The sequence below is a fragment of the Gordonia sp. 852002-10350_SCH5691597 genome, assembly GCF_001665715.1.
GTDB classification, from domain to species: domain Bacteria; phylum Actinomycetota; class Actinomycetes; order Mycobacteriales; family Mycobacteriaceae; genus Gordonia; species Gordonia sputi.
Genome location: NZ_LZMO01000038.1, coordinates 1 through 20119 on the forward strand (window position 1 = coordinate 1; position 20119 = coordinate 20119).

Below are 20119 nucleotides of genomic sequence, written 5' to 3' on the forward strand. Positions count from 1 at the left end.
CGCGTCGTCGAGACCGCGACCCGACAGCGCGCGTGAGTGTGTGATGTCGCCGATGGCTCCACTCGAAGGCTCGACGGTGTAAAAGGTCGTGCCGCTGTCGCCGCAGTCGACGACGACCACCGACCGGTACCTCCCGATCTGGCCCGTTTCGATCAAGCAGGCCACCACGGCCTCCTCAACGGAGACGAGGTGGATCTGCCGGCGTGGACCCGACCCCGTCGAGCCTTCGAGTGGAGCCATCGGCGACATCACACACTCACGCGCGCTGTCGGGTCGCGCGCTCGACGACGCGATCGTCCGCCAGGTGGTCGACGACGCAGGTGCCGTGAGTGGTTCGTTCTCGAACAAGCTCAGTCGCAACGCTTTGCGTAGTGCCGTCAGAACCGCCAAGGAGGAGTCGGGCGAGCACGGCACAGTCGACGCCGCCGGCCGGTTCCGCATCGGCGACGCAACGCTCGCCTCGGCGGTACGTCCATTTCTGAAAGACGCTCGCGAAGAGCTGAGCCGTTACCTCGCAACGCATTCGGCGTGCGCGGTGGTTCTCGTCGGTGGTCTGGCGAACCTGCCGACCATCGCCGACATGGTGCCCGAAGAGGATGCCGAAGGCGGACTCGTCGAGGTCGTCATCCCGACGAATCCGGAACAAATTGCAGCTGTGGGCGCCGCGATGCTCTCGTCCGAGCAGGCAACGGCGCCCAGTCGATTGGCCTTCATCGGAGGCGGGAGGCGCAGGGGAGTGCTCTCTCCGCTGCCGATTGCTGTTGCAGCCGTTGTCATTGCCGCAGCGATGTTCACGGTGTATGCGGTGGGTTCGACACTCACCGGCAACTCCACGGACATCCCGTCGCCCTCGAGTGCTCGCGTCGCGTCGATATCGACCGACTCCGACCAGTCCGACATCGTTCCCTCGGAGACGAGACAGGAACCGACACAACTCACCTCGACGTCGGCCGAAGCCCCGCGCACAGCGCGCGAGGACGACGGACCGGGTTGGGCGACAACGCAATTGCCTCCGACGACGCCGTCGCCGTCCACGCTGACACTCTCCGCGCGTCCGAGTACGCCGTCGACGACAACGCGGCCACCCAGCGCCGAGACCAGTCGTCCCACTTTGCCACTGCCGCCCGGAATCACGATTCCGCCCAAGCTGCTGCCGCCGGGGTTCGTTCCGCCGTCGGGGACGCCCGCTCCCGGTGTGGAGACGCCGACTCCCAGCCATCAGCAACCCTCTGCCGGGGCTGGTTCGAATGGTGGTGCGTCGCAGTCACATAACGATCGTGGTGCAGGAGTAGGTCAACTGACACCTCCGACCACGACGACCACGACGCCCGTTCCCGACGGACTGCTGCCGCCGCCATGACGTGTCCTGATCGTTCCGGTCAGTGACCTTCTTGCACCTGTTCTGCGTGCCGCGGTGAGGCCATGATCGATACATGGCAAACGCATTGATCGTCATCGACGTCCAGGAATCGTTTCTACAGCAGCCCTCGTGGGAGCAGATCTCGGATCCGGAGATCGCCATCAGAGTGGCGGAGCTCGTGGAGTCGGCGCGTGTTCGCGGCGACCAGGTGATCTGGGTGCTGCACTCCGCCCCGGGCAGCGAGGGACCGTTCGATCCGGAACGCGGATTGGTGCGGCTCGTTGACGACCTCGTGCCCCGCTCCGACGAGCCGGTGATCGTCAAGACAAGTCACAATGCCTTTACCACAACCAATCTCGGGCAATTGCTGATCCACTCAGGAATCGATACCGTGCGTCTCGCAGGAATCCGCACGGAGCAGTGCGTGGAGACCACGGCCCGGGTCGCGAGCGATCTCGGCTACTCCGTCGAGGTGGTGATCGATGCGACGGCGACGCATCCACTGCCGCTCGCCGATGGGTCAGGGGTGCTTGACGCCGCGACGGTGATCGAGCGGACAGCGGCGGCGCTGTCGGGTCGATTCGCACTCGTCACCACACTCGCGGAACTCGGCATGCCAGCATGAGAGCATGACTGTCGATCGCCGTAGGCGTCGTGTCCTGATCGTGCTGCCGCCACGAGTGCACCTACTCGACGCGGCGGGACCGATACAGGCGTTCGCATCGGCGAACGATCTCGGCGGTGACTACGAGATCTCGACGGTAGCCGACACCGCCACTGTCACTTCCCATCAGGGGATCGCGTTGGGTGCGTCGACGACGTGGCCGGAATTGTCGACGCGCGACCTCGTGATGGTTGTGGGAGGGAAGCTCGCGGCCGACGTGGCACCTCTCGCAGATCACCTCGTCCTGCGTGTCGCCGAACACCATCGAGCGAGCGGTTCTGTGGCGAGCGTGTGCGCTGGTGCATTGACGCTCGCGCAGGCGGGCGTTCTCGACGGATTATGTGCGACAACGCATCACGAGTTGCTCGACCGGCTTGCGCGGTTCCGCGGGGTCGAGGTGGCCCACGGGGTGCTCTACACGTGCACACCCCGGGTACACACCTCCGCAGGCATAGCGAGCGGAATCGATCTCTCGTTACATCTCATCGCGCACGATCACGGACCCGCATTTGCCGCGAGGGTCGCTCGGACCCTCGTCGTGCCCGCATGGAGGCCGGGTACTGCTGGGCAGGCGCCGTTCACGCTCATGCACCGTGATCATCTCGACGATCTTGTACACCGTGCTCAGGATGTCCTCGACCAGGTCGACGGCCCGCCACCCGATCTCGCGACGTTGGCGTCGACTCTTCATGTGGGGGCTCGAACACTGGTGCGGCACTTCGTGACAGCGACCGGGATGACTCCGCACGCCTACTCGGCGCAGGTGCGCCGTGAGGCGGCGAGCGAACTGGTGGCGCAGGGGTGGACACGAGAAGCTGCGGCGCGGGCGATCGGATACGCCGACGCCAGGTCGCTACGTGAGCGGGCACGCTGATCTATCAGCGGAGTACAACGGCAGCTGACGTCCTGACTTCAGCGACGCGCGAGATCGACTGTGCGCTTGAGTAGATCGCCGATGGCGTCGAATTCGGTGAGGAATCCGTCGTGGCCGTTGTCGGACTGAACCACCTGGAGGCCGCCGACGCAATTGCCGAGCTCTTCGGCGAGTTCGACCTGTAACCGCAAAGGGTACAGGCGATCCGAGTCGATACCGCCGACGATCACCGGAACGTTGCACGCGTTGAGTGCGGCCTTCACGCCACCGCGATCGCGCCCGACATCATGGTGGTTGAGTACTTCGCTGAGGATGACGTAGCTTCCCGGATCGAAACGCTCGACCAGTTTGCCCGCCTGGTGCTCGAGGTAGCTCTGCACTGCGTAGCGTCCGCCGGTGAGTGGATTCTCTTGGCCCTGAGCATCATTCGCGAAGCGTTCGTCGAGCTCCGGCTCGCTGCGGTAGGTCAGGTGCGCGATCCGACGAGCGATTCCCATTCCGGTCGTCGGCGCCTCGCCGGTGCCGTGATAGTCGCCGCCGTGCCACGCCGGATCGGACGTGATGGCTGCGATTTGCGTTGTCTGCGTACCGATCTGGTCGGCGGTCGCACGAGCGCCGACGGCTAGCACGAGTGCGCTTCGAACCCGTTCGGGGTACTCGATGATCCACTCGAGTGCGCGTGCGCCGCCCATCGAGCCGCCCACAACCGCGCCGATGCTCTCGATGCCCAGATGATCCATCAGTGCGACTTCGGCGCGGACCTGATCGAGCACGGTGAGTTGCGGGAAGCTCGAACCCCACGGTCGGCCGGTGGGGTCCAGCGATGCGGGCCCGGTCGATCCACGGCATCCGCCGAGCACGTTTGCCGAGATGACGCACCATTCGTCGGTGTCGACTGCCGCGCCGGGACCGATCAGACCGTCCCACCAGCCGGGGGATGGATGAGCAGCATCGGCGGGTCCGGTCACGTGTGAATCGCCGGTCAGGGCGTGCAGCGTGAGGATGACGTTGTCGCGAGCAGGCGACAGTTTTCCCCACCGCTGAAAGGCGAGGGTCACGTCGTCGATCTGCTCACCGTTGTCGAGTGAGATCGACCCGAGACGGGCGCTGAGCATCTGGCCGTCCGGGGCGTTCTCCCAGTCCGGCCGTTGCTCTGTATCCGTCTGCGGGTCGATGCTCACCGACACAGGTGTCCTCGCTCCTTGCTCTGCGTTGTCTACTTGGCTGCTTCGAAACCCCGGTCGAGGTCAGCGAGGATGTCGTCGATTCCCTCGATGCCCACCGCGAGGCGGACGAGGCCGGGGGTGACACCCGCGGCGAGTTGCTCCTCGGGGGTCAGCTGGCTGTGGGTGGTCGATGCGGGGTGGATCACCAGTGAGCGCACATCACCGATGTTGGCGACGTGGCTGTGCAGTGTGAGCGCCTCGACGAACCGCTTGCCCGCGTCGACGCCGCCTGCGATCCCGAACCCGATGACAGCGCCCTGCCCCTTCGGTGCGAGCTCCTGGCCGCGCTTGTACCAGGGCGACGACGACAGACCGGCGTAGTAGACCTCCTCGACCTGCGGGTTGTCGTTGAGGTATTCGGCGACGCGCTTCGCGTTGGCGACGTGACGCTCGACGCGCAGGCTCAAGGTCTCGAGACCCTGTGCGAGCAGGAACGCGTTGAACGGCGAGATTGCTGCGCCGGTGTCGCGGAGCAACTGCACGCGTGCCTTGAGTGCGTACGCGGGAGCGCCGAGATCGGCGAAGACCGCGCCGTGGTAGCTCGGGTCGGGCGTGGTGAAACCGGGGAAGAGGTCTTTGCCGTCGCGCTGGACACGCCAGTCGAAGGTGCCGCCGTCGATGATCACGCCGCCGATCGCGGTTCCGTGCCCACCGATGTATTTGGTGGCCGAGTGCACGACGATGTCGGCGCCGTGCGCGAGCGGGTTGAGCAGATACGGGGTGGCGACGGTGTTGTCGACGATGAGCGGCACGCCGTTGCGATGTGCGACCTCCGAGATGCCCTCGATGTCGAGGATCTCGTTGTTCGGGTTGGAGATCGACTCGCCGTAGAACGCGCGCGTGTTGTCGCGGACTGCGGCCTGCCACGAGTCGAGATCTTCCGGATCCTCGACGAACGTGACCTCGATGCCGAGCTTGGGCAGCGTGTAGTGGAAGAGGTTGTAAGTTCCGCCGTAGAGGCGGGGACTCGACACGACGTGCCCGCCGTTCTCGACGATGTTCAGGATCGAGTACGTCTCCGCAGCCTGACCCGACGCGACGAGCAGCGCCGCGACACCGCCCTCGAGAGCAGCGAGACGCTGCTCGACGACATCCTGTGTCGGGTTCATCAGGCGCGTGTAGATGTTGCCTGGCTCGGCAAGGCCGAACAGATTCGCGGCATGGGTGGTGTCGTTGAACGTGTACGACGTGGTCTGGTAGATCGGCAGAGCGCGGGCGTTGGTCGCCGCGTCGGCTGTCTGGCCTGCGTGAATCTGCTTGGTCTCGAAACTCCAGTTGTCGGCTGGATTCTGGTCGACGTCGACGTCAGACATTGAATACGCATCACTTTCTACGGTCGGCAGGGCACGACGACCCTGTTGGGGTCCGACCTTCGGACCCGCGCTTGCCGGGGACCCGAAACCATCATCGACGAATTGATCGTCGCAGAACGGGGTCCCACAACCCGGTCATCACCCGGAGCACCCCACCGCGGTTGGAGGGTTGCCGATCAGCGAGCCGGGGCTTTGCGCTGATACTCATGACCTGGCGTCAAGGATATAACACGGCCGAAATGAAGTGAGAACCCTCCGACGCAGCCTGGTTTGGGGTGGACAAGGGGTCGCAGCGGCGACACTGCGCGCGGGCGGCGAAAAGGCCGCAATTGAAGCTCTCTCGTGTAGTCCGAACAGTCGAATCTGCCGTCCATCGTCGTCGGTTCGCCGTTCGGCCGTCGGATTCTCTTGTGGCGTGGGTCACAGACTTCTACGATCCGAACATTCGCGAGTAACTCGGCCGGAGCGGACGCCGACGACCTCGCGGCGACGCGGCACAGATCGGCCGGATTGGTGGAGAACGCATGGGTGGTCACTTCGGTTTCCGGCGATCGATCACGGCGGCGAGCACACTCGGACTCGCCGCAGTCGCAGCGGTTCTTCTCGCCATAGGTCAAACCCCCGGCGCGGGTGTCGCGCGAGCCGAGGCCGCCGATGACGGCTGTGGCAACGGCGCGCTCGTCTTCGTCGGCGGTACGTGGGATCCCCAGGGACATCTGCTCGACGGCGTCACGCGCCAACCTCAATATGCCGGCTACACCGTCGAGCGTGTCGAGTATCCGGCGTCGATCTGGCCGTTGGGTGCCTTCGGCTTCGATGACAGTCAGTCGCAGGGCGTCGCCGCAACGATGTCGACCGTGGCGAATTATCAGGCGCAGTGTGATGGCAAACCGGTCGTGATCGTCGGGTACTCCCAGGGCGCGGGAATCGGCGGCGACGTACTCACCGATATCGGCACCGGCAACACTTCTGGCTACGAGATCTCATCGACCGACGTGTCCGGACTGCTCTACTCCGATCCGCGGCAAGCGGGAACTCTCTACGGACAGGGCATCGAACGCGTTCTGATCGGCGTGATCCCCGGCCTGACCATGGCGGGTGGACGCGACGTCGACGACTTCGGCGGGATTCCGGTGACCACCGTGTGCTTCACGGGCGATCCGATCTGTGATCTTCCCGACCCGCTTCACGACCCGATCGGAGCCCTCGACGGCCTCGCGGGCTACTGGGTCAAGCACGGTCTGTATCCGCTCTACATGTATCTGCCCGCCACCAAAGGAGCCCTGTGGGACGCCTGGGGAGTCAAACCGTTGGACTGCCAGGACACCACCGCTGAGGTCAACACCTGCCAGCTCGTCGTGCCGTCGTCGGCATGGGTTCTCACCCAGCAGTTCGTCGACAAGCTCGGTCTCGGCTGGACCGTGCCCGACCTCGTGAGCAAGCGGTGGAAGTTCCCGGACATCCTCGGCATCACACTGGCCGACTTCCAGCCGCCGATCCGGTGGGCCATGGGTTGGTTCCCGCAGTTGCCCGACCTCGGCTACGGCGGGGTGCTCACCGACGTCTACACGTTCCAGAACATGGCACAGGGGCTGTTCACGTGGAACCCGGTGCTCTGGGGTCAGGGCGTCGACGCGTTGCGGACCACTGTCAGGAGCATCGCGTCGATGCCGGTGAACTTCGGAAAGTTCTGGGCCTACACACTGACCGGCCGCGATGTCACCGGCATTCCCGGACCCGCGTACCGACCGTCGCTGGTCGCGTTCGAAGAGTGGCTCGCGTCGCTGCGCACCCCGACGACCACCAGCCAGACCGCGTCGGTGGCGGCGCTGTCAGCATCGGAGAAGATTGCCGACGCCCCGGGGGCCGTGGACACCGCGAAGACTCTCGGCGGGCCCGAAGCGCGCAGTGCCTCGGGTACTGATGGAATCTCCGGCGGGGGAATCTCCGGCCGACAAGGCGTCGACGATCCTGTCGGCTCGGGTGGCGCAGGCACAGGTGACGGGACCGGTACCGAAGCTGCGTCGACGCCTCCTGCCGGCAGCGGCTCACTGCAAACACAGGCGCCGCTCGGCGGCTCTTCGCAGCCGGTTGAGGCTCCCGGCGGCGCGCATGCGCCGAAGCCTGGACCAGGAGAGTCGACACCGGAGAAGCCTGCACCCGAGAAGCCGACGCCGGAGCAGTCAACATCGGAGCAGTCGACATCGGGGGAGTCGACACGCGACAAGTCGACATCTGACGAGTCGACACCCGGTGCGTCGACGCAGCAGCAGGGTGCCACCCCGAAATCAACGACGGCGGGCGCACCCGCCGCCTGACTCGGAACCCCTGCGCAGGCGGGGTGTGAACGATGTCACCGTCGACGACGGAATCACGCCCACTGGCGTGCTCGTTGCAGCGTGAATGTCCTCAACCGCCCCAACCGAGACGAACATGGCCGGGACCAGCAGTAACGTGGTCCACTCCAACACAACTCGTCGGTTCGCCATGCTGGCGATGGCGCTGGGCGGGTTCGGGATCGGCACCACGGAGTTCGTCGCGATGGGCTTACTGCCGAACATCGCGTCCTCGGTGCATGTCTCCGAGCCGACTGCGGGCTACGTCGTCTCGGCCTACGCACTCGGGGTGGTGGTCGGGGCGCCTCTCATCGCCGCACTGACCGCGCGGATGTCTCGTCGCACGCTGTTGATCGGGTTGATGGTGGCTTTCACGGTCGGCAATGCGGCCACTGTGTTGGCGCCCGACTTCGGGACGCTGATGGTCGCGAGATTCGTGGCCGGACTGCCGCATGGCGCGTACTTCGGCGTCGCTGCTCTCGTCGCGGCGCACCTGGCCGGACCTCGTAACCGTGCCAAGGCCGTCGGGCTGGTTCTCCTCGGATTGTCCGTAGCCAATGTCCTGGGTGTGCCGTTGGCGACCTGGCTCGGCGAAAGTCTGGGTTGGAGAGCAGCTTTCGTTGTCGTGGTGGTCATCGGCATCGTGACGATCGGCGCGCTGTTCATCACGTTGCCCGCACTCGACGACATGGCCGTCACCAATCCGATGACCGAACTCGGCGCACTCACGAGGCCTCAGGTGTGGTTGACGCCGGCGATCGGCTTCGTCGGCTTCGGCGGGATGTTCGCGTTCTACACGTACCTCAACACTGCGCTGACGAGCCTCACGGGCATCTCGGTCGGTTGGGTTCCGGTGGTGTTGATGGTCTTCGGTGTCGGCATGGTGGTCGGCAACCTGGTCGGCGGTGCTGCCGCCGATTCACACGTGCCGCGCGCGATTCTCGTGGGACTCGTCGCGACCGCGGTGGTGCTCGGATTGTTTGCCGCACTCGTCACATCGCCGTGGGCGGCCGTTCCATTGACGTTCCTCGTCGGGGTCAGCGCGACGGCGATGGTTCCCGCACTGCAAACCCGCCTGATGGACGTGGCCGAAGACGCTCAGACGCTCGCCGCGGCGCTCAACCATTCGGCACTCAACATTGCGAACGCACTCGGCGCGTGGCTCGGCGGCGTTGTCATCGCCGCAGGTCTCGGGTACCGCGCGCCGTCGGTTCTCGGGGCAGGACTCGCGGTTGCCGGGATCGTCGTACTGGGTGTGGCGCTGGCTGTCGCCCGGCGCACGGCCGCTCGCCACACAGCGGCATCGACTCAATCGGCATCGACTCAAGCGGCATCAACCTAAGCGACTTCACCTTCAGCGACATCGACCCCGGCACCTGTTGGTACCGGGGTCGATGTCGGAGTGAGTGGCTGGATCAGCCGACGTCGGGAGGCGTGGCGATCGTCTTCGACAGGTAGAGCGGCTCACCGAGCTTGTCGAGCAGCTCGAGCTGCGTCTCCAGATAGTCGATGTGGTGCTCCTCGTCCTTGAGGATCTCCTCGAAGATCTTGGCTGTCGTGATGTCCTGCTTCTCGCGGCACAGCACGATGCCCGGCTTCAGACGGTTGACCACCTCGATCTCGATCGCGAGGTCGGACTCGAACTGCTCACGGAGAGTCTGGCCGATGCGGAGCGGCAGCAGCTTCTGATAGTTGGGCAGACCTTCCAGGAAGAGGATGCGATCGGTCAGGATCTCCGCGTGGGTCATCTCTTCGATCGATTCGGCCCTCGTCTTCGAGGCGAGCTCGGTCAAGCCCCAGTTGTCCTGCATTTTTGAGTGCAAGAAGTACTGGTTGATGGCGGTGAGTTCACTGGTCAATTGCTCGTTGAGTAGAGCGATGACCTCATCGTCTCCACGCATGGCATACCTCCGGTTCGGACTGATTGTGACAGTGAACCTAGCACGCCAAAAGACCCCGTGGGGAATATCCGCACGGGGTGTTTTCGCAGGTCAGGCTAGGCTGCGCTAGTTGTGGCGACCCTTCCTGCGGTGCGCGAGGCGACGATCTGGGTGAGTCGTTCGATGCAGGTTCCGCAGCCTTCGCCTGCGCCGCAGCGCTCACTGACGGCGTCGGGAGTTCTGGCTCCGGCGTCGCAGTGCTCGTGGACCTCGTCCACCGTGACGGCCCGGCAAATACACACGAACATCTCGCACCTCGCATTCTGTTAGGCAAGGTTTACATAAAACCCTGACGATCGCAAGGTTCGCCTTACCTTTTGGACTCGGTCCGGATTGGCCTGCGGCGGGGTACGCGGCGTCGTTGTCGGTGGCTCGCCGTAATGTGGCGAACCGTGCCAACTGCGATCACCACCGTGAATGTGAACGGCGTCCGAGCGGCCACCAAGGTGCGCTCGGAGAACAATGCTGGATTCGTTCCGTGGCTGCGCTCCGCCGGAACCGACATCGTCCTCCTGCAGGAGATCCGCGCCAACGAAGAACAAGCCAGGGAAGTCCTCGAACCCCTGCTCGACGACGGATGGCACCTGTCGATGACGGAGTCGGTCGTCAAGGGACACGCGGGCGTCGGAGTGCTCAGCAAAGTCGAGCCGACGGCAGTGCGCGTCGGATTCTCCAGCGACGAATTCGATTCCACGGGAAGGTATCTCGAAGCAGACCTCGACATCGAAGGTGGAGCCGTCACCGTCGCGAGCCTCTATCTGCCCAAGGGTGCCGCAGCCCCGACGGCCGGCTCGTCGGAGAAGGACGCGGAGAAGTTCGCCGAGAAGAAGCGATTTCTCGACGCCTTCGGTGCGCACCTCGCCTCGTTGGCACGGAAGCGACGTCCGGTGGTGGTCGGCGGTGATTGGAACATCGCGCACTCTGAGCACGACATCAAGAACTGGAAAGGCAACCTGCGCAGCCCGGGCTTCCTTCCGCACGAGCGGGAGTGGGTCGGTGGATTGCTGGAGTCCGGTTGGTCTGACGTGATGCGCGAGCTCCACCCCGACGCAGACGGGCCGTACTCGTGGTGGTCGTGGCGCGGAAAGGCGTTCGACAACGACTCGGGCTGGCGGATCGACTATCACCTCGCCAACAAGGCAATGGCGGCGCGCACCGTCAAAGCGTTCGTCGACCGGGCCGACACCTACGACCGCCGGTGGTCTGATCACGCGCCGGTTACCGTCGTGTTCGAGTGACCCGCCGGAGCACCGTTGAGCAGCACGCCCGCATAGCACCTCCGAATAATGAGGTGCTGCCGTCTGAGAGACTGGAAGCCATGAGCGACGTCGAGAAATCACCTGCGTCGGGTACGCGGCGGCGGGTGTTGTCGGGTATCCAACCGACCAGCGATTCCTTCCACCTCGGAAACTATCTGGGTGCGGTGCGTCAGTGGGTCGAGCTGCAGGACGAGTTCGACGCCTTCTACTTCATCCCGGACATGCACGCGCTGACCGTGCAGTTCGACCCGTCGGTGCTCGCCGACCGCACACGCATGTCGGTGGCACAGTTGCTCGCCGTCGGCGTCGATCCCGCTCGCTCGACGGTGTATGTCCAGTCGCATGTCCCCGAGATCGCGCAGCTCACCTGGGTTCTCAACTGCATCACCGGATTCGGCGAGGCAAGCCGGATGACGCAGTTCAAGGACAAGGCCGCCAAGCAGGGTGTCGAGTCGTCGAGCGTCGGACTTTTCACCTATCCGATCCTGATGGCCGCCGACATCCTCGCGTTCCAGGTTGACCAGGTACCCGTCGGCGAAGACCAACGGCAGCACCTCGAGCTGACCCGGGATCTCGCGCAGCGATTCAACAAGCGCTTCGGCAAGGCGTTCACTGTGCCGCAGCCGTACATCGTCAAGGAGTTCGCCAAGATCTACGACCTGCAGAACCCGACGGCCAAGATGAGCAAGTCGGCCGAGACCGACAAGGGATTGATCAATCTTCTCGACGACCCGAAACGGTCGGCCAAGAAGATCCGGTCGGCGGTTACCGATACGGGCAGCGAGGTGGCGTTCGATCCCGAGAACAAGCCGGGAGTCTCGAATCTGCTCACCATCCAGGCGGCGTTGTCCGGGGTGGAGGTCGCCGATCTCGTCGCCAAGTACGAGGGCAAGGGATATGGCGACCTGAAGGTCGAGACAGCCGAGGTCCTCAGCGACTTCGTGACCCCGCTGCGCGGACGCGTCGACGAGTATCTCGCCGATCCCGCCTACCTCGACGGCATCCTCGCCGACGGTGCAGCGCGAGCGCGCTCGGTGGCGTCTGCGACGCTGCGCGATGTCTACGACAAGGTGGGGTTCCTGGCGCCGAGCGTGTCAGGTACCAAATCCTGACCCGCGGCACTCGTTTCCGGTAGACACGGTGAGTAGGGACAGCACCGACCGAAGGGGAAACGAGGGTCTATGGCTTCGGTGATCGATTCGGGCAAAGCGCTTGTCGCGCGCGGAAAGGACGAGTTCGAGTCGGCCCGAGAGCGGTGGGGCTGGCTCGACCACATCTTGCGCACGGTGCAGCGATACAACGATCGTCGCGGCAACCTCTACGCCGCGAGTATCACCTTCACCGGAATCCTCTCGATCGTGCCGATCATCATGGTCGCCTTCTCGATCGGCGGTTTTGTCCTCGCAGCCCACCCAGAGTGGCTCGACAGCATCAAGGACCAGATCGTCAAGGCCATGCCCGGCGAGCTCGGCACGACGCTCGAGAGCGCGATCGACTCGGCCATCGAATCACGCGCGACAGTCGGCATCATCGGTCTGGTCGGCGCGGCCTTGACCGGTATCGGGTGGATCTCCGGCGTGCGCCTGGGAATGACCGAGATGTTCGGGGGCAGGGTCAACCGCAATGCGGTCATGTCGAAGATCAGCGACCTCGTGATTTTCGTGTTGCTGGGTCTCGCCTTCCTGTTCACGCTCGGCCTCACCGCCCTGGGCAACAGCGGGTTGATCAACAAGATCCTCGAGTGGGCGCACGTCGACGGCTTCAGTGGCTCGACCGTCGTGGTGCGGGCTGTGGCCATCGTCGTATCCCTTGTCGCGACCTGGCTGCTCTTCGTATTCATATTTGCCCGACTTCCCTTGCATCCGTTGCCGTTTCGTAACGTGCTCAAGGCGGCCCTGCTCACCGCGATCATCTTCGAGATCCTCAAGTCTGTCGCAGGCATCTACCTGAAATCGGTGCTCGGCAGCCCGGCGGGTGCGGCGTTCGGACCACTGCTGGGCATCATGGTCTTCGGCTACCTGGCCTCGCGAATCGTTCTGTACGCCACGGCGTGGTGTGCCACGGACAGTGCCAATGAGCCCTACCAGGTGGTCGATCCCACCGAACAGCCCGAGCCGCCGACCGTCGTCGTGCGTCCGGTCTACGAGGTGGATCCTGTGCCGAAGGCCGGCCCGTTGGCCGTGGCGGCCGCGATCGGCGCCGCGGTGGCTCTCGTGACGCGGTCCAGGCGACGCTGACCCGATCAGCGGCGTCGGATCAAGCGAAGCGCAAGCAGGAGCAGGAGCAGCGCCGCCAGCAGCCCCACGAGTCCGACGAGGATGCGCACCGACCATCCAGATGTCGACTCTTGAAGAGCCGCGCCCTGGGGAGTCGACGCTTCGGCTTCGGTCGTCGGAACCGCGACGCGCGCGTCGTCGGAGGTATTCGCGCGTTCGCCTGAGGTCGATGCGAGTTCGCCCACCTTCGCCTCGCGTGGAGCGTGCGCACCGTAGGCGACGAGCGAGCGTGCCTGATCCCAGTAGTTGTCGTCGGCAGTCGACAAGCCGTACATCTGAACCACCAGAACGGTACGACCGTCCTTCTTGACGGCCCCGACGAACGTTTTCTGCGCGTCGTCGGTATAGCCGGTCTTGCCGCCGAGGACGCCCGGATCGCCTTCCAGCAGAAGATGATTCGACGTCTGCATCAGGTAGCCGGGGTGGTCGACGTCGCCGGGGACGTCGGGTCGTTTCGGGTACCCGGGAAACGGGTGGTTCGGCATGGCGATGATGTCGCGGAACGTCGAGTTCTGCATGGCGGCACGGAAGATCACCGCGAGGTCATATGGGGATGTCGACATTCCGGCGGAGTCGAGACCAGACGGGGTCGACGCCCTGGTGTCATACGCCTGCAGCGAGTGCGCGAGCTGGTTCATCTTGGTCAGCGTGGCGTCGATGCCGCCGAGGTCTCGCGCGATGACGTGGGCGCAGTCGTTTCCGGACACCATGAGGAGCCCGATCATCATGTCGCGCATGGTGTATTTGCCGCCCGGACCCATCCCGCACGAGTCGCCCTCGGCGCTCCAATCGTCTGCCGTCGCGGTGACCGGTTTGTCGAGCGAGATCCCCGAGCGCAATGCGGTGAGCGCGAGCAGGATCTTGATGGTCGACGCTGGGCGGTACCGACCGTGCGGGTCTTTGGCCGCGATCACGGCGCCGCTGTCGAGATCGGCGACCAGCCAGGCCGCCGACGTCAGCCGCTCCGGCACACGACCCGCCGACGAGTCTGCGACGACGCCGCACCCGCCCAACGCTTCGCCGCCGACCGGTGGGGAATGCACCGGCAGTGGGGTTGGTGTCGTCGAGCCGGGAGCCACGACTTCCGACTCGTCGACAGCGGGAGGCGGCGAGACCCGATGCGGGCAGTGGTCGGTGTCAGGCGAGGTGTCCTGCGACTGTGCCTGCGTCGGGGCCGCCCACGCGGGCGATGCGACCAGGCCCGGACCGATCGCGCCCACAGCGACGATCCCGACCGCAGCTGCAATCCTCACCACAGCGACGATCAGTGCGACCACGCGGCGGACGACGAAGTCTGTGGCGAAGGGCGCGGTGGCGCGAGTAGGACGCATATCGCACAGGAGGCTACAGCGCCTCACGTCATAGCGGTAGCGCGCCGGCGGAACTGCTTGTCCGCCGACGCGCCCGTCGTTGCTCAGTCCTGGAGAACCTCAGAGGAGTGTGTACGCCTCGGTGAGAACGCCACGCAGGATCTGCTCGATTTCGTCGAACTCTGCCTGGCCGCAGATGAGCGGCGGCGCGAGCTGGATGACCGGGTCGCCGCGGTCGTCGGCGCGACAATAGAGACCGGCGTCGAACAGCGCGGTTGAGAGGAATCCACGCAGGATGCGCTCGGACTCTGCCTCGGTGAACGTCTCCTTGGTGGCCTTGTCCTTGACCAGCTCGATGCCGTAGAAGAATCCTTCGCCACGCACGTCGCCGACGATCGGTAGGTCGTGGAGCTTCTCGAGCGTCGATCGGAACGCGGGCGCGGTGGTCTTCACGTGGTCGTTGAGTCCCTCGCGTTCGAAGATGTCGAGGTTGGCCAGCGCGACCGCCGCCGACACGGGGTGACCGCCGAACGTGTAGCCGTGCGCGAAGGTCGTCGTATTGTCGTTGAACGGCTCGAAGAGTCGCTCGCTGGCGATCATCGCGCCGATCGGCGAATAGCCCGATGTCATGCCCTTGGCACAGGTGATGATGTCGGGCTGATAGCCGAAGTCCTCGCAGGCGAACATCGACCCGATGCGGCCGAACGCGCAGATCACCTCATCGGAGACCAGCAGGACGTCGTACTCGTCGCAGATCTCGCGGACACGTTCGAAGTAGCCGGGCGGTGGCGGGAAACATCCGCCCGCGTTCTGGACCGGTTCGAGGAACACAGCTGCGACGGTGTCGGGGCCCTCGAACTCGATGGCCTCGGCAATGCGGTCGGCTGCCCAGCGGCCGAACTTCTTGGGGTCGGCAGCAAGTTCCTCGTCGGGAGCGCGGTAGATGTTGGTGTTCGGTGCGCGGAACCCTCCGGGAGTCAGCGGTTCGAACATCTTCTTGAGGTCGGGGATGCCGGTGATGGCCAGCGCGCCCTGCGGGGTGCCGTGGTAGGCGATCGAACGCGAGATCACCTTGTGCTTCATCGGTTTTCCGGTCAGCTTGAAGTACTGCTTGGCGAGTTTCCACGCGCTTTCGACGGCCTCGCCGCCACCGCTGGTGAAGAAGACGCGGTTGAGGTCGCCCGGCGCGTTGGCCGCGAGTCGCTCGGCGAGCTCGATGGCGGGAGGAGTGGCGTAGGACCACAGCGGAAAGAACGCCAGTTCTTTGGCCTGCTTTGCCGCCGCTTGGGCGAGCTCGTCACGTCCGTGCCCGACCTGGACGACGAAGAGTCCCGCGAGTCCGTCGAGGTAGCTGCGACCGCGATCGTCGAAGATGCGTGCGCCCTCACCTCGTGTGATCACCGGTGGCGTGATCTCGTCGCCGTGACGGGAGAAGTGTCCCCACAGGTGCGCAGCGCTTCGCTGCCCGAGGGATTCGGTTACGGATGCGGTCATCGTGTACCCCAATTGTATTGCTGTTTCACTAGTTTCAGATAAACGAGGGTCTCGGTCGAGTTCACCTCTGGGTGTGTTCGAACCCTACGATTGATGATGTCGAGGAGGTGATCGTCGTCCTCGCAGACAACCTCGATCATGATGTCGTAGGTACCGGCGGTCAGCACCACGTAGTCGATCTCGGGATGCTCGGCGAGTTGCCGGGCCAATCGCTCCGTATCGCCGGTGCAGCGGATGCCGACCATCGCCTGGCGGGAGAAGCCGAGCTTGAGCGGATCGGTTACCGCGACGATCTGCAGCAGGCCGCTCTCGCTGAGCTTCTGAACGCGGTTGCGCACAGCAGCTTCCGACAGGCCAACGGACTTGCCGATCGCCGCGTAGGAACTCCGGCCGTCGGCCTGGAGTTCTTCGATGATCTTCTTCGCGATGGCGTCGAGGTGTGTCGACATTGGTTCGCCCACATGTCGATGGTGGCGGATTCTGCAGATATTGGCAACCGAAACCACGGTTTCAGTTGAAAAGTGATGCTTCGAGTCGTGAATCCGTTGTTTTGGCGGTATCGTGATCTGTCGTGTCAACCATCACGACAGTTCCCAGTGGTTGGGTCGACGGTGCTCCCTGCAGCGGATCGGGACTCGATCACACAGTGATCGATCCCGCCACTGATACTCCGGTAGCGCACCTGGTGCTCGCCTCCGCCTCCGACGTTACCTCTGCGGTCGCACATGCCGCGCGCGCACAACACGATTGGGGTGGAGCCACGCCGGCGGAGAGGTCGGCGGTACTGCACACCTTCGCGCGTCTGCTCGACGCCAACGCCGATCTGTTGGCGAGCGAAGAGGTCTCACACACCGGCAAGGCGATCCGCCTAGCAACGGAATTCGACGTGCCGGGCAGTATCGACAACGTCGACTTCTTCGCGGGCGTTGCACGCAATCTCGACGGCAAGGCGAGTGCGGAGTACTCCGGCGACCACACGTCGTCGATTCGACGCGAACCCGTCGGGGTCGTCGGATCGATCACTCCGTGGAACTACCCCCTGCAGATGGCCGTGTGGAAAGTGTTGCCCGCGTTGGCCGCCGGGTGCTCCGTAGTACTCAAACCCGCGGAGATCACTCCGTTGACGACGCTGACACTCGCTCGCCTGGCGACGGAAGCGGGTCTGCCCGATGGCGTCTTCAACGTCCTGGTCGGCACTGGCGCGGATGTCGGCGCCGCCATCGCCGGACACCCCGACGTCGACATCGTGACCTTCACCGGTTCGACGGCGGTCGGGCGCATGGTGATGTCGCAGGCCGCGGCGAATGGCACGCGCGTACAACTCGAACTCGGTGGCAAGGCGCCGTTCGTCGTCTTCGACGATGCCGACCTCGACGCGGCGATCCAGGGTGCCGTCGCGGGAGCGCTCATCAACGCCGGACAGGACTGCACGGCCGCCACGCGGGCGATCGTCGCGCCGTCGCTCTACGACGAATTCGTGGCCGGCGTCGCCGATGTCATGTCGTCGGTGCGGGTCGGCGATCCGCGCGACCCCGACACCGACATGGGCTCACTCATCTCCCACGCACACCGCGACAAGGTCTCGGCAATGGTAGAACGTGCCCGCGCCGCCGGCGCGCGTGTGGTGACCGGCGGGGTGCTGCCCGACGGCCCCGGCAGCTTCTACCCGCCCACGTTGATCGCCGACGTCGCGGAGGACTCCGAGATCTACCGCGACGAGGTCTTCGGCCCGGTGCTGACCGTCTCGTCCTTCGCCGACGACGACGACGCGCTGCGCCGCGCGAACGACACGGTCTACGGACTCGCCGCATCGGCGTGGACGCGCGACGTCTACCGCGCGCAGCGGGCGAGCCGTGAGATCAAGGCGGGCTGCGTGTGGATCAACGACCACATCCCGATCATCAGCGAGATGCCGCACGGCGGTGTCGGCGCGTCGGGCTTTGGCAAGGACATGTCGACCTACTCGCTCGACGAGTACCTGACCGTCAAACACGTGATGAGTGATATCACCGGTGTTGCCCGAAAGCCTTGGCATCGAACGGTGTTCACGAATCCGGGAGAGGTTTGCTGATGAGCGAGGCATGGGCCACAGAGCCCACAGCACGCGGGGCAGCACTGGTCTCCACCGCGCACGCGTCGTCGTATTGGCTCGATCGCGCGGATCGGCCTGCGCCGCGTCCGCGCGTGCTCGGTGAGGTGACCGCCGATCTCGTCATCGTCGGTGGGGGTTTCACCGGACTGTGGACCGCGGTGCAAGCCGCAGAACGCAATCCGGGACGTCGGATCGTGCTGGTCGAGCGTGATCGGATCGCCGAGCACGCCAGCGGACGCAACGGCGGCTTCTGCTCGGCGAGCCTCACCCATGGCCTCGGTAATGGCATGGAACGCTTTGCCGACGAATTGCCGACACTGCTGCGCCTCGGTCACGAGACGCTCGACGCCATCGATGAGGCCATCCGCCGCCACGGCATCGCTGCCGACGCCGAGCGCACCGGCGAACTCGACTTTGCCAATTTCGATTGGCAGGCAGACGAATTGGCCGAGTACGCGGCGTCGGCAAGAGAACTCGGCGAAGACCTGCCGCTGCTGACGGAGGCGCAGGCGCGCGAACGTGTCGACTCGCCGATGGTGGCGGGAGCGGTGTTCGATCCCGCCGTCATCATGCTCGACCCCGCGCGACTGGCGTGGGGTCTTGCCGACGCCGCGGAACGTCTCGGCGTGCAGATCTTCGAGCAGTCGGAAGTGACCGGAATCAGCAGCGAGGGTGACAGGTTGCGACTGGGTACCGGCCTCGGCGAGATCGTCGCCGATCGAGCCGTACTCGCGACGTCGGCGAGCCCGTCGCTGGTTCGTCGTCTGCGGCTGTACACGGTGCCGGTGTGGGACTACGCGATCATGACCGAACCGCTGTCGGAGGCGCAGCTCGCGTCGATCGGCTGGAAGGGCAGGGAGGGACTTGCCGACGCGGGGCCGCGGTTCCACTACTTCCGTCTGACCGCCGACAACCGGATTCTGTTCGGCGGCTGGGATGCGTTGTACCACTACAGATCTGACGACTCTCCGCGTCACCAGCAGGAACCGAGCGAGTTCGCGTTGCTCGGCGAGCACCTGCTGCAGATGTTTCCGCAACTCGAGGGCATCCGCGCAAGTCATGCGTGGGGTGGGGCCATCGATACGTGCTCGCGGTTCTGTGCGTTCTGGGACCGCTCGTACGGTGGACGCGTCGTCACCGCGGTGGGGTTCACCGGTCTCGGCGTCGGTGCGTCGCACTTCGCTGCCGCAACGGCACTCGACCTCGTCGACGGTGCCGACACCGAGCGCACGCGTTTGAACATGGTGCGCTCCAAGCCGATTCCGTTTCCGCCGGAACCCTTGCGCGCGTTCGGCATCAACATGACCCGCCGCGAACTGGCTCGCAGCGAGCGGCGTCAGGGCAAGCGCGGCCTGTGGTTGACCGTGATGGACAAGGTCGGGCTGGGCTTCGACAGCTGATGTGGCCGCGCGCGTTGTCTAGTAAGTGACGAGTTGGGCGACGCCTGCGTCGTACGTGGTCACGGCGAAGTCGGGGAAGGCTCGGGTGAACTTGTCGGAGACGAAGACGGTGTCGACGCCGTAGCGCGGCAACAACTCCCACAGTTCGCGGACGTTCTTGCTGAAGAGTCTGCCGAGCGCGAAGACGGGTGTGCCGAGCACCGTGTACTTGTTCCGGTGGCCGCTCGCCTGTGAGGTCAACTCCATCAGCTGTGCGTAGGTGCGTAGGTGCGTCGGTTGCTGTCGATCGGGAGATGCCAGGTCTGCCCGTAGGCCGACTCGGTGTTGCCGATCAGCGCCATCGCCCGGCTGGCGTCGGGAGTCCAGATCAGGGACCGCAGGGTGTCGTCGCGGATCGGGACGAACGTCCGCTTGTGCTGCGCGATTCGATCGAAAACCAATGCGTTGGTGAAGCTTTGGGTCTGGTCCGGACCGTAGAACTCGGGGGCACGACAGATCACGGCGTCGACGGTTCCCGCGTTCATCGCGTCGAGCAACATGGTTGCGGTCTGCGCGCGCGTGCGGCCCTTGCTGCC

18 protein-coding genes, 2 pseudogenes and 1 riboswitch are annotated in these 20119 nt (G+C 65.0%); of the genes and pseudogenes, 10 read left to right on the plus strand and 10 right to left on the minus strand.

The annotated features are described in order from the left end of the window. A pseudogene (locus A5777_RS25180) lies at positions 1 to 240 on the minus strand (hypothetical protein); the annotation flags it as partial. A 64-nt stretch (positions 241 to 304) separates the two neighbouring features. Here A5777_RS25180 and A5777_RS02800 point away from each other — a divergent pair. The 3 genes from A5777_RS02800 to A5777_RS02810 all read left to right on the plus strand — a co-directional run bounded on the left by A5777_RS02800 (position 305) and on the right by A5777_RS02810 (position 2898). Then, positions 305 to 1360, plus strand: coding sequence for a hypothetical protein (locus A5777_RS02800; protein WP_231894916.1), 1056 nt, complete (start codon positions 305 to 307; stop codon positions 1358 to 1360). A gap of 73 nt (positions 1361 to 1433) precedes the next feature. Further along, on the plus strand, positions 1434 to 1985 hold the full coding sequence (locus A5777_RS02805; RefSeq protein WP_064861550.1) for an isochorismatase family protein: 552 nt from the start codon (positions 1434 to 1436) through the stop codon (positions 1983 to 1985). A 4-nt stretch (positions 1986 to 1989) separates the two neighbouring features. Continuing rightward, complete coding sequence (locus tag A5777_RS02810; RefSeq protein ID WP_064861551.1) at positions 1990 to 2898, plus strand: GlxA family transcriptional regulator; 909 nt, start codon at positions 1990 to 1992, stop codon at positions 2896 to 2898. A 38-nt stretch (positions 2899 to 2936) separates the two neighbouring features. On the opposite strand, the gene metX is transcribed toward A5777_RS02810, so the two are convergent. Together metX and A5777_RS02820 are read right to left on the minus strand one after the other, a co-directional pair. Beyond that, the gene (metX, locus tag A5777_RS02815) at positions 2937 to 4085 is read right to left on the minus strand and encodes a homoserine O-acetyltransferase MetX (RefSeq protein WP_064861552.1); all 1149 of its coding nucleotides are present in this window, start codon (positions 4083 to 4085) and stop codon (positions 2937 to 2939) included. A gap of 29 nt (positions 4086 to 4114) precedes the next feature. After that, positions 4115 to 5437, minus strand: coding sequence for a bifunctional o-acetylhomoserine/o-acetylserine sulfhydrylase (locus A5777_RS02820; RefSeq protein ID WP_064861553.1), 1323 nt, complete (start codon positions 5435 to 5437; stop codon positions 4115 to 4117). A gap of 62 nt (positions 5438 to 5499) precedes the next feature. Further along, positions 5500 to 5649, minus strand: a riboswitch (SAM riboswitch). A gap of 312 nt (positions 5650 to 5961) precedes the next feature. On the opposite strand from A5777_RS02820, the gene A5777_RS02825 reads away from it, so the two are divergent. After that, a complete protein-coding gene (locus tag A5777_RS02825) occupies positions 5962 to 7755 on the plus strand; it encodes a cutinase family protein (protein WP_005207886.1) in 1794 nt (597 codons plus the stop codon). A gap of 115 nt (positions 7756 to 7870) precedes the next feature. Beyond that, on the plus strand, positions 7871 to 9115 hold the full coding sequence (locus A5777_RS02830; protein ID WP_231894917.1) for an MFS transporter: 1245 nt from the start codon (positions 7871 to 7873) through the stop codon (positions 9113 to 9115). Between the two features lie 73 nt (positions 9116 to 9188). Here A5777_RS02830 and bfr read toward each other — a convergent pair whose 3' ends face one another. Both bfr and A5777_RS23945 read right to left on the minus strand, forming a co-directional pair. After that, complete coding sequence (gene bfr, locus A5777_RS02835) at positions 9189 to 9674, minus strand: bacterioferritin (protein WP_005207884.1); 486 nt, start codon at positions 9672 to 9674, stop codon at positions 9189 to 9191. 95 nt (positions 9675 to 9769) lie between these two features. Continuing rightward, positions 9770 to 9961 (minus strand): (2Fe-2S)-binding protein, encoded by a 192-nt coding sequence (locus tag A5777_RS23945; protein ID WP_005207883.1) that lies wholly within the window; start codon positions 9959 to 9961, stop codon positions 9770 to 9772. Between the two features lie 144 nt (positions 9962 to 10105). Between A5777_RS23945 and A5777_RS02840 the strand changes: the two genes are divergently transcribed. From A5777_RS02840 to A5777_RS02850, 3 genes are all read left to right on the plus strand, one after another. Next, on the plus strand, positions 10106 to 10951 hold the full coding sequence (locus A5777_RS02840; protein WP_039856608.1) for an exodeoxyribonuclease III: 846 nt from the start codon (positions 10106 to 10108) through the stop codon (positions 10949 to 10951). Between the two features lie 80 nt (positions 10952 to 11031). Next, complete coding sequence (gene trpS / locus A5777_RS02845; protein ID WP_039856578.1) at positions 11032 to 12084, plus strand: tryptophan--tRNA ligase; 1053 nt, start codon at positions 11032 to 11034, stop codon at positions 12082 to 12084. 69 nt (positions 12085 to 12153) lie between these two features. Continuing rightward, positions 12154 to 13209 (plus strand): YhjD/YihY/BrkB family envelope integrity protein, encoded by a 1056-nt coding sequence (locus tag A5777_RS02850; protein ID WP_005207880.1) that lies wholly within the window; start codon positions 12154 to 12156, stop codon positions 13207 to 13209. 5 nt (positions 13210 to 13214) lie between these two features. On the opposite strand, the gene A5777_RS02855 is transcribed toward A5777_RS02850, so the two are convergent. From A5777_RS02855 to A5777_RS02865, 3 genes are all read right to left on the minus strand, one after another. Next, entirely contained in the window at positions 13215 to 14579 is a 1365-nt protein-coding gene (locus A5777_RS02855) for a D-alanyl-D-alanine carboxypeptidase family protein (RefSeq protein ID WP_005207879.1), read from the minus strand. Between the two features lie 99 nt (positions 14580 to 14678). Then, a complete protein-coding gene (locus A5777_RS02860) occupies positions 14679 to 16052 on the minus strand; it encodes an aspartate aminotransferase family protein (protein ID WP_005207878.1) in 1374 nt (457 codons plus the stop codon). Then, positions 16049 to 16501 carry an Lrp/AsnC family transcriptional regulator gene (locus tag A5777_RS02865; RefSeq protein WP_005174049.1) on the minus strand — a complete coding sequence of 151 codons (453 nt, stop codon included), beginning with the start codon at positions 16499 to 16501 and terminating at the stop codon, positions 16049 to 16051. The genes A5777_RS02860 and A5777_RS02865 overlap by 4 nt, the downstream gene beginning before the upstream one ends. A 122-nt stretch (positions 16502 to 16623) precedes the next feature. On the opposite strand from A5777_RS02865, the gene A5777_RS02870 reads away from it, so the two are divergent. Beyond that, positions 16624 to 18123: a gamma-aminobutyraldehyde dehydrogenase gene (locus tag A5777_RS02870; protein WP_039856576.1), complete on the plus strand. Its 1500-nt coding sequence runs from the start codon at positions 16624 to 16626 to the stop codon at positions 18121 to 18123. Beyond that, positions 18123 to 19544: an NAD(P)/FAD-dependent oxidoreductase gene (locus tag A5777_RS02875; RefSeq protein WP_064861554.1), complete on the plus strand. Its 1422-nt coding sequence runs from the start codon at positions 18123 to 18125 to the stop codon at positions 19542 to 19544. The genes A5777_RS02870 and A5777_RS02875 overlap by 1 nt, the downstream gene beginning before the upstream one ends. 18 nt (positions 19545 to 19562) lie before the next feature. Here A5777_RS02875 and A5777_RS02880 read toward each other — a convergent pair whose 3' ends face one another. Together A5777_RS02880 and A5777_RS24955 are read right to left on the minus strand one after the other, a co-directional pair. Then, positions 19563 to 19790 (minus strand): hypothetical protein, encoded by a 228-nt coding sequence (locus tag A5777_RS02880; RefSeq protein ID WP_005207875.1) that lies wholly within the window; start codon positions 19788 to 19790, stop codon positions 19563 to 19565. After that, positions 19790 to 20119 (minus strand): annotated as a pseudogene (locus A5777_RS24955) (NAD-dependent epimerase); the annotation flags it as partial. The gene A5777_RS02880 and the pseudogene A5777_RS24955, both read right to left, overlap by 1 nt.

Excerpts from the sequence above, each read along its gene's own strand:
- A5777_RS02805 (WP_064861550.1), top strand. The coding sequence starts at position 1,434 with ATGGCAAACGCATTGATCGTCATCGACGTCCAGGAATCGTTTCTACAG.
- A5777_RS02810 (WP_064861551.1), top strand. The coding sequence starts at position 1,990 with ATGACTGTCGATCGCCGTAGGCGTCGTGTCCTGATCGTGCTGCCGCCA.
- A5777_RS02820 (WP_064861553.1), bottom strand. The coding sequence starts at position 5,437 with ATGTCTGACGTCGACGTCGACCAGAATCCAGCCGACAACTGGAGTTTC.
- A5777_RS02825 (WP_005207886.1), top strand. The coding sequence starts at position 5,962 with ATGGGTGGTCACTTCGGTTTCCGGCGATCGATCACGGCGGCGAGCACA.
- A5777_RS02830 (WP_231894917.1), top strand. The coding sequence starts at position 7,871 with ATGGCCGGGACCAGCAGTAACGTGGTCCACTCCAACACAACTCGTCGG.
- bfr (WP_005207884.1), bottom strand. The coding sequence starts at position 9,674 with ATGCGTGGAGACGATGAGGTCATCGCTCTACTCAACGAGCAATTGACC.
- A5777_RS23945 (WP_005207883.1), bottom strand. The coding sequence starts at position 9,961 with ATGTTCGTGTGTATTTGCCGGGCCGTCACGGTGGACGAGGTCCACGAG.
- trpS (WP_039856578.1), top strand. The coding sequence starts at position 11,032 with ATGAGCGACGTCGAGAAATCACCTGCGTCGGGTACGCGGCGGCGGGTG.
- A5777_RS02850 (WP_005207880.1), top strand. The coding sequence starts at position 12,154 with ATGGCTTCGGTGATCGATTCGGGCAAAGCGCTTGTCGCGCGCGGAAAG.
- A5777_RS02855 (WP_005207879.1), bottom strand. The coding sequence starts at position 14,579 with ATGCGTCCTACTCGCGCCACCGCGCCCTTCGCCACAGACTTCGTCGTC.
- A5777_RS02860 (WP_005207878.1), bottom strand. The coding sequence starts at position 16,052 with ATGACCGCATCCGTAACCGAATCCCTCGGGCAGCGAAGCGCTGCGCAC.
- A5777_RS02865 (WP_005174049.1), bottom strand. The coding sequence starts at position 16,501 with ATGTCGACACACCTCGACGCCATCGCGAAGAAGATCATCGAAGAACTC.
- A5777_RS02875 (WP_064861554.1), top strand. The coding sequence starts at position 18,123 with ATGAGCGAGGCATGGGCCACAGAGCCCACAGCACGCGGGGCAGCACTG.
- A5777_RS02880 (WP_005207875.1), bottom strand. The coding sequence starts at position 19,790 with ATGGAGTTGACCTCACAGGCGAGCGGCCACCGGAACAAGTACACGGTG.